This is a genomic window from Paenibacillus nuruki, assembly GCF_001721045.1.
GTDB lineage: Bacteria > Bacillota > Bacilli > Paenibacillales > Paenibacillaceae > Saccharibacillus > Saccharibacillus nuruki.
In genome coordinates this window covers 90,327-102,365 of the sequence record NZ_MDER01000086.1, presented here as the reverse complement: position 1 = coordinate 102,365, position 12,039 = coordinate 90,327, and the positions used below count along the sequence as shown (strand labels likewise).

Genomic DNA, 12,039 nt, shown 5'->3' with positions numbered 1-12,039 from the left:
TACAAAACAATGAATTGAAGCAAAACCAAATACTAGAAATTAAAACTGACTCATTATTTATATCATACAAGCCGATAGAAACGCATAAATAAATCGTATCTATTTTAAAAATAAGTCGCTAGTACTATAACAAGCCAATGATAGTTTATAAACCAGGAAGAAAGTTTTGTAACACCTTGTCGAAAATGAAAATAAAGTAGGAGATCCTAAAAGATAATTCTTTAGGATTTCCTACTTTTGATTTAAGCTTTAATTTTTATTTCGTATCGGCACTATCCATTTGTGCTTTATAAGCATCTAATTGACGTTGTAGCTCAGCGATTACTTTATCATAACCAGCCAATTTGAGCTTATCCCGATACTCTTGAACAGCTTGCGCAGGATCGCCTGCTTTACCATAAGAGATCGCAGGTCCCATTTCGCCTGTGACTTGAGAGATAGCCGTTAATTCAGATTCAATAGCTGTTTTGTCAAATACAAATTGTCCATACGGATAAGGTTTTTTGATTTTGTCGTACTCATCATACATTGTACCGATCTTATCCCATGTGGTGTCACTAGGAATCTCAAATTTGTCCATACGTCCTGCCCAGAAGTCAGAATAGAATGAATCATTAGTTTCATTGTAGTTCGCAGGAAGTACACGTTTGCCATCTTTGATATCATATTGAACGCCTTCCATACCATAGTTAATCAACTGGTACACTTCTTTATCGTTACGAATAAGATCGTATGCCATCAATGCACGTTCTGGATTTTTGCTATGTGCACCAAGAGATACACCGCCATGAGTGATCGGCATTTCTAGTAAATTATTGCTAGTGCGGGAGAACGGATACATCATCAGTTCAGAACCGGGTTGATCTTTATCCATTTGTACACGAAGTCCAGAGAATGTCTGTGTATGATGACTGTCCATACCGTTCTGACCTGCACGTAGTGCGTTACGTGCATCATTTTTGTTGTTTAGTACATCTTCACGCCAGTATCCTTTATCCGCCCAATCTTTCATCAATTTAGCAAAGTCTAGGAACGTATCTTCAAATACCGGGCTAACGACTTTATACCGATCATCATACGATTCGGTGTTGAAAATAGGCATATATCCTGTCGAGATCGGTAACTCTAGATGAGGCGTATACGATTGCACCCAACCTCCAAAGTTACTTGTACTGGCTTGAACATCATAAGGAATCACATCAGGTTTGTTGTCTTTGATCCATTGCAGATATTTGCCAATCGTATTCCAATCTTTGATCGGTTCTGTAATGCCTGCTTGCTTCGCCCAATCTCCACGATAGAAGAATCCATGGTTGATCCATTGCGTGTAATCGTTTTCAGGAATAAGAACGATTTTGCCATCGTATTTGCTTTGTGCCCAGTCTTCTTGTGGAATCTCTTTCCACGTTTTTGGAGCGTATTTAGGTAGAAGATCGTCTAGTGGTAAAAAGGCACCACGTTGTGCATTAGACCATGTATCCAACCAGTCCGTTCCGATTGTCACTAGATCTACAGGTTCACCGGATGCAAGCAACAGATTGTATTTGGTCTGCCAATCTGCCCATTCGACCCATTTCCATTGTAGTTCAGCATTGATCTTTTCTTTCATAATAGCATTAACTTTTTCCATCACTTTTTCAAATTGACCGTTTTTTGGTTTGTCCCCTAAGACGACAAAGCTAATAGTCACGAATTGAGAAGTATCGCCACCTGCACTACTGCTTTCTTTTTTACCTCCACATGCTGCAAGACTAATGACCATCACTGCAATCAGTATTGAAATCGTTAATTTACGAAATCTGGACATCTGTTAACCTCCTTAGAATAAAAGCGAATCTTTCGCATAGACGGTAGGATGAACTTAGCCTTTGACCGCACCAACAGTAATCCCTTTAATAAAATAACGTTGTACAAATGGGTAAAATAAAATAACAGGCCCAGTCGCTACAACCGCAGTTGCCATTTTCATCGTTTCCAGTGGAACATCGCTCATCGCTACATTTGATGAAGCCGCAGAGTTACGAATAAAGTCTGCACTGGTTACCACGTTATACAAAAATAACTGCAATGGACGATAATCCATATCCGGTGAAAGAAATAGCATCGCGTTATACCATTCATTCCAGTATCCAAGTGCAATAAATAGTCCAATCGTAGCTAGTGCTGGAGTGGTCATTGGCAAGATCAGTCGTAAAAAGATTGTAAAATCGCCAGCGCCATCAATTTTCGCAGATTCAGTGATCGCATGGGGAATAGAACGTACAAAACTTTTCATCATAATGATCAGGAAAGGAGTTAACAACCCCGGTAAAAGAACGGCTAAGTAACTATCTTTGAGATCTAAGTATTGAGTGATCAGTAGATAAAAGGGAACTAATCCACCGGAGAATAACGTTGTGAAATAGATAAAAAATGAGATCTTATTACGATATGAAAAATCAGGTCGTTGTAACGCATATCCTGTCATGGCTACGATAAATAGACCCACCACAGTACCCACAATCGTAATGCCCATCGTGACCAGATAAGAACCGATAATCAATTTGGGATTTTCAAAAACGATCTGGTAAGCAAAAGTACTGAATTCATGAGGCCATATATTGAAGCCAAACTTTTTGACAGCCGCTTCACTTGTAAAAGAAGTGCCTAGAATGATCAAAAAAGGCAGCAAACAAGAAATGGCGAATAACCCGATAAAAATGTAACCAAACCAGCTCATAATGATTTCAGTGTAATCGGTACGAATCCGTGCAGGTCGTGGAGTATTACCTCCAATCAGATCACGTTCATTGCGAATATCCATTCATGTTCACCTCCTAGAATAGTGAATTTTCAGGCGATACTTTTTTGACGATCCAGTTCGCTGTTAATACCACAATAAATCCAAAGACAGATTGATATAGGCTCACTGCGCTACCCATAGAGAAGTTAAAGTTAGTCATCAAGGAACGGAATACATACGTTTCGATAATATCTGTACTGGCATATAGCGCTGTATTATTCGCACCTACCAAGTTGAAGAATAGTCCAAAGTTTCCTTTCAAAATACCACCTAGTGAGAACAACAAAAGAATAATAAAAGTAGGCTTAAGCCATGGAAGAACGATATAGATAATACGTTGGAAAGCATTGGCTCCATCAATCTCAGAAGCTTCTACAATTTCACTATCAAGTCCCATAATTGCAGCGAAATATACAATCGATCCATATCCAGTGGTCTGCCAGAGATATGTGATCACAATAATAAATGGCCATAGATGAGGCTCAGAGTAAGCTTTGACCGGATCAAGATGAAGAGAACGCAAGATGCCATTCAGCAACCCGTAATCATAGCTCAAAATATTATAAGCAAGCAGACCGATCAGCACCGCAGAGATAAAATAAGGCAAAAACATAAGCGTTTGCGATATTTTTTTGAACCATTTTTTGCGAATTTCATTTAACAAAATAGCCACGGTGATCTGGGCAATATTACCAAGTACAATAAAAGCAATATTGTATGCCACTGTGTTAAAGGTGAGTCGCCAGAGATCGCCGGTAATGATAAGGAATTTGAAATTATCCCATCCGACAAATGGACTGCTGAATATTCCATCGGTGTAATTATATTTGACAAAAGCCAGATATAATCCAGGCATAGGTAGATAAGCAAAAATGCAAAAGAATACGATAGCTGGCAAGCACATCAGCAGGAGCACACGGCTGTTGCGGAAATGCTTACGTTTGGAATTTTTGACACGTACAGCAGGGATCGATTTGGCTGTATCCAAGTGATATTCCTCCTTTGTGCTTTAAACCATTTCTTTTTTTGTAGCGCTTACATTTTGCTAAGTGTGTTGTTGTTCTTTTTATTGTAAGGGGTTCTTTGCGTTTTCTATTGCACAATACTGCTATTAACCATCATCATTCTGCTACGATTTGAATTTTAGAAAAGGGTAAATCATAAAAATGAAAAGGGTTACAAAAAGAGGTTGTATGATCAATTTCGACATGATATGATAGCAGGCTTAATATTGTAAATGATTCATAGTTTGGAACCCTGTGCATTTGGGGTAAAGAGTAACGAAAGCATCTAATTGAAGATGCATACAGAATCGTTAATCTATTGTTCTCAAAGAGAGGGGCATCATTCCAATGACATCATTCAAGTATACGACACTTACTGTACTAGGCAGTCTATTGATTGCAGGAGCAGTAACCGGATGTTCCAACCCGGACGCAACACCTGCTGCACAAGACCAGACTGAAAATAAAGGTCCAAATACAGGTCAGACCGATAGCAGCACAACCGATCAAAAAAATGCGAGCGAGCAATCAGACCTAGCGGATCTAAGACAGTATTCGTCTGATCCGAACAAATCAGATATGAATGCTGATTTTAATGTAGTGGGTACTTTTGTCAGTCAAAATGAAGATAATTTGACGATTAAAGTGAGCGGAAACGAAGTTGTGATTCCGAAGAAAAGTTCATTTGAAAAAGGCGATTCGTTGCCAGACAATATGGATGGACAAGAGATCAGTGTCAAAATTGATAACCAAAGTCAATCCGCTGTCAGTGCAGAACTAGCTAAAGCAGCGAATGATGAAGATAATACGACTAAAGATCCAATCGGAACGTATGTAAGTGAAGATACGAAGACCGTAATGATCAAAAAAGGTGAAAAAGAAGTATCTTATAATAAAGCTGCTGATTTTGAAGAAAATGTAGAAGCAGGCGCAGCGGATATGACAGGCAAAACGGTTCAATTGGAACTGGATGCTGAGGGTAATGTTAAACGCGTAAGCTTGCAGTATCAAGATACAAGTTCAGGTTAATAAGCATAACGTATTCGCCATTTGTCTGAGTTTGATTGTATCTATAATGAGTACTAATGAAAAAGCACCTCTTATCGGCTGAAATCTTGCCCTAAATGACTGGGAAAGTTTTCGGATAAGAGGTGCTTTTTGTTGTACATATGGATAGTGATGATCTAACAGCTAGCATATACGCTTTACCTGTTAGACCTCATCCTAACTTATGTGCGATGGTTTACTTATTTGTAGACTTTAACGCGTTCTTCAACAGGTTGGAATGTTTTTTCGCCAGCAGGAGCAGCAGGTTTACCGAAAGGCATTTGTGCAACCAATTGCCATTGTGCTGGGATATCCCAAGTTGATTTTACTTCTGCATCAATCACTGGATTGTAATGTTGTAGTGTAGCGCCTAGACCTTCTGCTTCAAGTGCTGTCCAGATCACCAATTGCAACATACCGTTAGCATGATGTCCCCAAAGTGGGAAGTTGTCTTTATAAGCTTCAAATTGATTTTGAAGATTTGTAATAATGTCTGTATCTTCAAAGAATAATACAGTACCATATCCATTTTTGAACATGCTCATTTTGTCAGCTGTTCCTTGGAACGCTTCTTCGTTATTTACAATACCACGCAATGTTTCTGTAGTGATATCCCATAATTTATCATGTTGCTCGCCTAGTAATACAACAACGCGTGCGCTTTGAGAGTTAAAAGAAGATGGAGTATATTTTACTGCTTCTTCAACGATTTCTTGGATTCTGCTATCTGCAATTGGAGATTCTTTGCTGATTACGTAGATAGAACGTCTGTTTTCAAGTGCTTGGAAAAAGTCTAAAGCCATAATGTGTTTCCTCCTTGGAATGTATAAATGTTTGTTACTTACTTTTATAATGATACTACATATTTGTTATAAATCAATAGGTAATTCAAAAAAATCTTAACGTTAAGATAAATAAGGATAACTTTCCGAAAAAAGTTATACACATGTGGATAGAATAAATTTAGGGTGTAGAGTTAGAAGAATGTTCCTTGTAATAGCACTTTTCCTGTGGACAAGCATAAAAAACAGTAACTACTTTATAAGATCAAAGTAGTTACTGTTTAATCTTTTACACGATCGATGTTTGATTAGAGAACTACAATTATAGAGCGCCAACCAATATTTCAGCAAATTGTTCTAAAAAGGATTGATCTTCTGCATCAAAACGCTCTTTTAGAGGGCTATCGATATCAAGTACACCAATTAACGTATCGCCTTTGACTAAAGGAACAACGATCTCGCTGTTTGAAGCGGCATCGCAAGCGATATGTCCAGGAAATTCGTGTACATCCGCAATGCGTAATGTGCGACGCTCTGAAGCGGATGTACCACATACACCTTTGCCTAAAGGGATGCGAATACAAGCAGGCAATCCTTGAAAAGGACCTAATACTAATTCTTTACCATCATATAGATAGAATCCTGCCCAGTTCGTATCGTTTAAGCATTGTTTTAGCAACGCAGATGCATTAGCCAGATTCGCTACACGATCAGGCTCATCCGCAATTAGACTTTTCAATTGACTCAAAGCCGTCTTGTATTGTTCTTCACGCGTACCACTATACGCTATATTTTCAAACATGAGTTTCACCTTTTTTCCAATAGATTATAACCATCAAGCCTATAAAACAGTATACAACTGCTCTATTTATTTGCAAATAGTAAAGTCGAAATTGTGCATCATCCCAACGATTAGGTAAATGATCAATAAATAACCCAGAAATTGTTTCCGCTTCTAGGGCGACGGGTAATTACAGCGTGAATCTAATAACCGGAAGGAGAGGAATTTATGCACGCTGAAGTACAGAATTTGTTTATTCGTATTCATCTACTTCACCATTCCCATGAAGCCAAATTAACAGTCAATGATATGCAACCGTTTCTGGAAGATCGGGGTTATCGTGTAGGCGAACGTGAGATTAAGCAAGAACTAGAATATCTGGTACAGGAAAATATGCTGACCTCCAGTAGCGATGAATATATAATCACAGGTACAGGGATTCAAGAGTTAAAAGCGATCCGTAAACGATTATCTCTATTGTGCGGAGAAGTGGTTCCGGGTTCTTCCAAATCGGTAAGTCAACGCAAATCATATAAAGAACCATCGGTGGTAGGTTAACGATTATTCTTTATTCCAATCTATAGCTTAATATCGTTCCCATTGAAAAGAGCGCTGATCTTCGCTATCTAAGCGGATATCAACGCTCTTTTCAGTATATTTATAAAAATAAATTGACTTCTTTTAATTGTTAACCTAAATTATATAAAGTGGTTAACAATTAACGGAGGTTAGAACATGACAACAAAAGAAATGGTATATGCAGCCTTATTTGCTGCTCTTATTAGTGTATTCGCATTGATCCCACCGATTCCTTTAGGATTTATTCCGGTGCCGATTACAGTACAGACACTGGGCGTTATGATTGCCGGAGGATTTTTAGGTAAAAAGGTTGGCGGTATTGCTTTGCTCTTATTTCTTGTCTTGGTAGCGATAGGGTTGCCTGTACTACCCGGTGGACGTGCCGGATTATCTGTTTTAGTGGGACCCACAGGAGGATATCTATTGAGCTGGCCGATTGCTGCTTTTTGTATCGGATATGCTACCGAAAAAGTATGGTCTCGTTTGAAATTATGGAAAATGATTCTGATCAACATCGTGTTCGGCGTATTGTTGATCAATCTGATCGGTGCTCCGTTTATGGCATGGGTGACGAATACTTCTGTATGGGCAGGGCTTGTTGGAGGTGTTGCATTTTTACCGGGAGACTGTATCAAAGCGGTGATTGCCGCTATCATTATATGGCAGTTAAAAGCGATTAGTCCGATAGAAGTAAAGGCTAATCAATAAAGGAAGTGAACGAATGCTGACATTCAATCATGTTCATTTTTATTATAAAAAAGGACAACCTATTATAGAAGATATGAGCTTCACTATACATCCAGGTGAATTTGTAGCGATTGTCGGAGCCAACGGTTGTGGGAAGTCTACGATTGCCAAGTTGATCGATGGATTGGTATTACCCCAGCAGGGCACAGTGCAATGGAACACATTAGATACATCTAACCAGATCGAACTTGCAGATATTCGGCGACAGATCGGCTATATTTTTCAAAATACAGAAGATCAGTTTATTACTACCACGGTTAGAGATGAAGTGCTATTTGGCTTAGAAAATATAGCTGTACCCCGCGCTGAAATGGAATATCGAGTACTTGAAGCATTACAAGCAGTGCAGATGGAATCCCATATCGATGCAGAACCTCATCAATTATCTGGTGGGCAAAAGCAACGTGTAGCAATAGCAGCCATACTAGCGATGCGTCCGCATATGATTATTTTTGATGAAGCGACATCAATGCTTGATCCGCAAGGGAGAGAGCAGGTGCTTCATATCATGCACAAGCTTCACCAACAAGGGATAACGATTGTTCATATTTCCCATCATATGGATGAAGTGTTAACAGCAGAACGTGTATTACTGATTGATCAAGGACGATTGGTCTTCGATGACTCACCGCAATCTTTTTTTGCAGACGTTCCTGTAGCCCGGTATCAATTACAAGTTCCTTTTGCTGTGCGTGTTCATCAGCTCCTTCAACTTACCACTCCTGTGGCACCCCAGTGGAAAGAGGCGGTTCAGACACAATGGTCTATCAACTCCAACAGGTAAGTGTACGTTATCAAGATCATCATGCTTTACAAGATATAAGCTGTACGATTGAAGCTGGCCAATGGATCTCAGTGATTGGACAGACAGGCGCAGGCAAGTCGACACTAGTGCAAGTATTGAAAGGATTAATTCCTCTATTCCAAGGAGAGTATCTGGTTGACGATCAAACAGTAGCAACAGATGCCAAAGGAAAGGTCAAGGTTCGACCTGAGATCGGTTATGTTTTTCAATATCCAGAGCATCAATTGTTCGAGACGACTGTAGCTAAAGAATTAGCTTTTGCACCCAAACAACAACGCTGGTCTGCTTCGGAGATCAAGCAAAGGATTACAGCTATTTTGCCTCAAGTAGGACTATCCGAAGACATATTAGAGTTAGCGCCTTTTCAATTAAGTGGCGGGCAAAAAAGAAGGGTAGCACTGGCTTCTGTTTTAATGATGAATCCTCAAGTGTTGATTGTCGATGAACCTACCGCAGGTCTCGATCCTGTCGGTCGTACAGATATGCTACAGTGGCTTCAGCAATGGCAACAACAAGAGAATCGCACTCTGATTTTGGTGTCTCATCATATGGACGATGTAGCTCAATATTCAGACGAAGTTCTTTTATTGCATCAAGGTCGATTGATCGGACAGTATGATCCTGTTACTTTATTTATTGAGCAATCTCATCTATTAGAACAAAGCGGATTGGTTTTACCAGAATCTATTCAATTATTGAAGTTGATCGAACAATGCTCCGGGCAGAAGATAGAGATAGACAGTTGCCGTGAACAAGATATTTTCGCCAAAATTATACCTGTTTGGCATCGAAAGGAGCAGACTTTTGGCTAATCCCGTACTTATTGGTCAATATGTAGAGACTCATTCGATTATTCATCGCTTAGATCCACGTACGAAATTGATCAGTTTATTTATATTTATGCTGAGCTTGATATGGCTGAATACAGGAATTAGCTATATCGTAGCTAGTTTATTTGTGGTCATGATTGTAGGAATCACTCGTATTCCAGTTGTTATTTTTTGGCGTGGACTGATTCCACTAGTCGTTATTTTATTATTTACGTTTGTCTACAATATGCTATTTACAGAGGGTAGCATTATTTGGTCATGGGGATGGTTACACATTACGATAGAAGGATTAGAGAATGGTGTACGTTTGGTGTGGCGCATTATTTTGTTAGTCATACTGGCAGCGATCTTAACATTAACGACTAAGCCGTTAACACTAGCCTACGGGTTAGAGAAGTTAATGTATCCACTGGGGAAACTTAACGTACCTATTGAACAATTTTCATTAATGATCGTGATAGCAATTCGTTTTATCCCGACTATTTTAGAAGAATTAGAGCGTATTTTGTTAGCGCAAAAAGCAAGAGGATACGATATCACTACACTTCGCTTACCACAACGTGTGCTAGCATATATTCCTATTCTAGTTCCATTGCTATTTATGATTGTTCAACGGGCTGAACATCTTAGTGATGCGATCGATGCTCGTGCTTATGGCAAAGGTAAAGGCAGAACATCGTATCGACAACTACAGTGGCAATCTATCGATTATATCGTGATGATTATCGCCATCCTAATTGCGCTAGGTCTGTTATTATTAAATATAATGAAGATATAGACCTATCAGATAAGGATGATAATGATGAAATGGAATACAAGAATAACAGAGCTATTACAGATTGAATATCCCATCATAGAAGGTGGACTAGCCTATCTAGGTTACTCTGACCTTGCGGCTGCGGTCTGTAATGCAGGTGGACTCGGGCAAATTACAGCTATGAGTCTGCCAGATGCCGAAGCATTACGTGAAGATATTCGTCGTCTACGTACATTGACAGATAAGCCGTTTGGGGTGAACTTTGCGATAGGGCAGTATGGATTCGGTTATGAAGATCGAGTACAAGTGGCTATAGATGAACATGTTCCAGTAGTCACAATTACAGGAGGCAATCCAGCACCTGTATTAGAGATGCTTAGACCTACAACTATCAAAGCATTAGTGCTTGTATCGTCACCCAGACAAGCGCAAAAAGCAGAGCAATTAGGTGCAGATGCTGTGATCGTTGTTGGACAAGAAGGTGGTGGACATCTAGGGATCGATGATGTAGGAACGATGGTACTGGTTCCCCAAGTAGTCGATGCAGTGAGTATTCCAGTGGTCGCTTCAGGAGGGATCGGAGACGGTCGAGGCTGGATGGCGGCACATGCGCTAGGTGCAGAAGGTATAGAAATGGGCACACGCTTTATTGCTACCACCGAATGTATACATGCATCAGCTTCTTATAAAAAAGCACTGGTCGACAGCGCAGCATCCGATACCGTGATTATCAAACGTTCTATCAAAGCACCTGCAAGAGTATTACGGACTGACTATACGAATGAAATTCTAAAAATCGAACAAGTCACACCCACCTATGAAGCGTTAAAATCCTATATCAGTGGCGAAGCCAACAAACGATGGATTTATGATGACCAACCCGAACAAGGCTTCGCTTGGGCAGGACAAGTCATCGGTCTCATCAAAGACATCCCAACCGTAGCAGAACTCATCCAACGCATGCTCCAAGAAGCCCAAGACATCCGCCAAAAGTGGTCAACCTAATCAATTAATAGGGTTAATTTTTTTCTTAAAATATCTCCCACCACGATCTAGAGCGGAGGGGAATAATCATTCTGAAAGAGCGAAGCGCTCGCCTTTGTAAGCTAATCCCTACCGCAAAGCGGTTATTCAAGGGATCAGCTTGCACCAGCGACGACAAGAACGATTATTCCCCGTAGCGCTCTCATTCACCCCACCCAAGCGATATTTTCAAAAAACAAACCCAAAAAGGATCATTTCGCATTCTCTCCTGCAAAACATGGAGAAAATAGGGAATGATCCTTTTTTTAATAGAGTATGCGGAACGTACAAACGGTTTATTTACGCATAGCAGGAGACAAACGTTCTGCTTCCATACCTAATTTTTTGAGTAAGAAAATCATTTGTTCTTTCTCTTGGAAATTCAGACCGCTTAACGCATAATTCAGACGTTCTTCATATTTTGGATAAATTTCATCCATCACAGCACGTCCCACATCAGTCAATTCAGCATAGATCACACGACGATCGGTAGGGCAAGGATGACGGCGTAACAATCCGCTGTGTTCTAACTTGTCGATCACATAAGTAACATTACCACTTTGTAGTAATAATTTAGCACCAATTTGTTGTATCGGTTGGGCGCTTTTAAAATAAAGAACTTCCATTACAGCAAAAGCAGTAGAGTTGAAGCCTTCAATTTTGCTTCCAGCTACAGCATGTTCACTCAAACTTTTAAAAGCTTTAGCGAAAACACGGTAAAGGTGCATAGATTGTTCAGTATCATTCATGGACATATTGATCATGATAAATTCACCCTTTCTAGGCAGTTTAGTGTGGAATATATTCATCAAATGAATTAATGGATTGGAATATAAATCTATTTTACTTGTAATTTTATTGAAAAAACATGCGATTTGTCACAATGGTAGACTTTTTAAATA

13 protein-coding genes are annotated in these 12,039 nt (G+C 39.6%); 7 read left to right on the top strand and 6 right to left on the bottom strand.

Translation table 11 applies throughout. The features are described 5' to 3' along the window. Nucleotides 1-256 precede the first annotated feature (256 nt). Genes PTI45_RS20550 through PTI45_RS20540 form a run of 3 tightly spaced genes read right to left on the bottom strand, consistent with a single transcriptional unit; the run spans nucleotide 257 to nucleotide 3,686 of the window. Nucleotides 257-1,807, bottom strand: a complete 1,551-nt coding sequence (locus PTI45_RS20550) for a DUF3502 domain-containing protein (RefSeq protein ID WP_069329456.1) — start codon at nucleotides 1,805-1,807, stop codon at nucleotides 257-259. A 54-nt stretch (nucleotides 1,808-1,861) separates the two neighbouring features. Next, nucleotides 1,862-2,803, bottom strand: a complete 942-nt coding sequence (locus tag PTI45_RS20545; RefSeq protein WP_069329455.1) for a carbohydrate ABC transporter permease — start codon at nucleotides 2,801-2,803, stop codon at nucleotides 1,862-1,864. Nucleotides 2,804-2,816: 13 nt separating this feature from the next. After that, complete coding sequence (locus PTI45_RS20540) at nucleotides 2,817-3,686, bottom strand: ABC transporter permease (RefSeq protein ID WP_245703533.1); 870 nt, start codon at nucleotides 3,684-3,686, stop codon at nucleotides 2,817-2,819. Between the two features lie 448 nt (nucleotides 3,687-4,134). On the opposite strand from PTI45_RS20540, the gene PTI45_RS20535 reads away from it, so the two are divergent. After that, nucleotides 4,135-4,815: a hypothetical protein gene (locus PTI45_RS20535; protein ID WP_069329453.1), complete on the top strand. Its 681-nt coding sequence runs from the start codon at nucleotides 4,135-4,137 to the stop codon at nucleotides 4,813-4,815. 218 nt (nucleotides 4,816-5,033) lie between these two features. Here PTI45_RS20535 and PTI45_RS20530 read toward each other — a convergent pair whose 3' ends face one another. Beyond that, complete coding sequence (locus PTI45_RS20530) at nucleotides 5,034-5,636, bottom strand: nitroreductase family protein (protein ID WP_069329452.1); 603 nt, start codon at nucleotides 5,634-5,636, stop codon at nucleotides 5,034-5,036. A 301-nt stretch (nucleotides 5,637-5,937) separates the two neighbouring features. Continuing rightward, nucleotides 5,938-6,417, bottom strand: a complete 480-nt coding sequence (locus tag PTI45_RS20525; protein ID WP_069329451.1) for a GAF domain-containing protein — start codon at nucleotides 6,415-6,417, stop codon at nucleotides 5,938-5,940. A gap of 207 nt (nucleotides 6,418-6,624) precedes the next feature. Between PTI45_RS20525 and PTI45_RS20520 the strand changes: the two genes are divergently transcribed. From PTI45_RS20520 to PTI45_RS20495, 6 genes are all read left to right on the top strand, one after another. Then, nucleotides 6,625-6,954, top strand: a complete 330-nt coding sequence (locus tag PTI45_RS20520; RefSeq protein ID WP_069329450.1) for a hypothetical protein — start codon at nucleotides 6,625-6,627, stop codon at nucleotides 6,952-6,954. 177 nt (nucleotides 6,955-7,131) lie between these two features. Further along, complete coding sequence (locus PTI45_RS20515; RefSeq protein ID WP_069329449.1) at nucleotides 7,132-7,683, top strand: biotin transporter BioY; 552 nt, start codon at nucleotides 7,132-7,134, stop codon at nucleotides 7,681-7,683. A 13-nt stretch (nucleotides 7,684-7,696) separates the two neighbouring features. After that, the gene (locus PTI45_RS20510; protein ID WP_069329448.1) at nucleotides 7,697-8,506 is read left to right on the top strand and encodes an ATP-binding cassette domain-containing protein; all 810 of its coding nucleotides are present in this window, start codon (nucleotides 7,697-7,699) and stop codon (nucleotides 8,504-8,506) included. Then, nucleotides 8,482-9,339: an ATP-binding cassette domain-containing protein gene (locus tag PTI45_RS20505; protein ID WP_069329447.1), complete on the top strand. Its 858-nt coding sequence runs from the start codon at nucleotides 8,482-8,484 to the stop codon at nucleotides 9,337-9,339. The genes PTI45_RS20510 and PTI45_RS20505 overlap by 25 nt, the downstream gene beginning before the upstream one ends. Continuing rightward, nucleotides 9,332-10,135 (top strand): energy-coupling factor transporter transmembrane component T family protein, encoded by an 804-nt coding sequence (locus PTI45_RS20500; protein WP_069329446.1) that lies wholly within the window; start codon nucleotides 9,332-9,334, stop codon nucleotides 10,133-10,135. The genes PTI45_RS20505 and PTI45_RS20500 overlap by 8 nt, the downstream gene beginning before the upstream one ends. A 24-nt stretch (nucleotides 10,136-10,159) precedes the next feature. Further along, nucleotides 10,160-11,119, top strand: a complete 960-nt coding sequence (locus PTI45_RS20495; RefSeq protein WP_069329445.1) for an NAD(P)H-dependent flavin oxidoreductase — start codon at nucleotides 10,160-10,162, stop codon at nucleotides 11,117-11,119. 314 nt (nucleotides 11,120-11,433) lie between these two features. Here PTI45_RS20495 and PTI45_RS20490 read toward each other — a convergent pair whose 3' ends face one another. Then, nucleotides 11,434-11,901, bottom strand: coding sequence for a MarR family winged helix-turn-helix transcriptional regulator (locus PTI45_RS20490; RefSeq protein WP_069329444.1), 468 nt, complete (start codon nucleotides 11,899-11,901; stop codon nucleotides 11,434-11,436). Nucleotides 11,902-12,039: the final 138 nt, after the last annotated feature.

Coding starts and splice junctions, on each gene's coding strand:
- PTI45_RS20550 (WP_069329456.1), bottom strand. CDS start 1,807: ATGTCCAGATTTCGTAAATTAACGATTTCAATACTGATTGCAGTGATG.
- PTI45_RS20545 (WP_069329455.1), bottom strand. CDS start 2,803: ATGGATATTCGCAATGAACGTGATCTGATTGGAGGTAATACTCCACGA.
- PTI45_RS20540 (WP_245703533.1), bottom strand. CDS start 3,686: ATGTGCTTGCCAGCTATCGTATTCTTTTGCATTTTTGCTTATCTACCT.
- PTI45_RS20535 (WP_069329453.1), top strand. CDS start 4,135: ATGACATCATTCAAGTATACGACACTTACTGTACTAGGCAGTCTATTG.
- PTI45_RS20530 (WP_069329452.1), bottom strand. CDS start 5,636: ATGGCTTTAGACTTTTTCCAAGCACTTGAAAACAGACGTTCTATCTAC.
- PTI45_RS20525 (WP_069329451.1), bottom strand. CDS start 6,417: ATGTTTGAAAATATAGCGTATAGTGGTACGCGTGAAGAACAATACAAG.
- PTI45_RS20520 (WP_069329450.1), top strand. CDS start 6,625: ATGCACGCTGAAGTACAGAATTTGTTTATTCGTATTCATCTACTTCAC.
- PTI45_RS20515 (WP_069329449.1), top strand. CDS start 7,132: ATGACAACAAAAGAAATGGTATATGCAGCCTTATTTGCTGCTCTTATT.
- PTI45_RS20510 (WP_069329448.1), top strand. CDS start 7,697: ATGCTGACATTCAATCATGTTCATTTTTATTATAAAAAAGGACAACCT.
- PTI45_RS20505 (WP_069329447.1), top strand. CDS start 8,482: ATGGTCTATCAACTCCAACAGGTAAGTGTACGTTATCAAGATCATCAT.
- PTI45_RS20495 (WP_069329445.1), top strand. CDS start 10,160: ATGAAATGGAATACAAGAATAACAGAGCTATTACAGATTGAATATCCC.
- PTI45_RS20490 (WP_069329444.1), bottom strand. CDS start 11,901: ATGATCAATATGTCCATGAATGATACTGAACAATCTATGCACCTTTAC.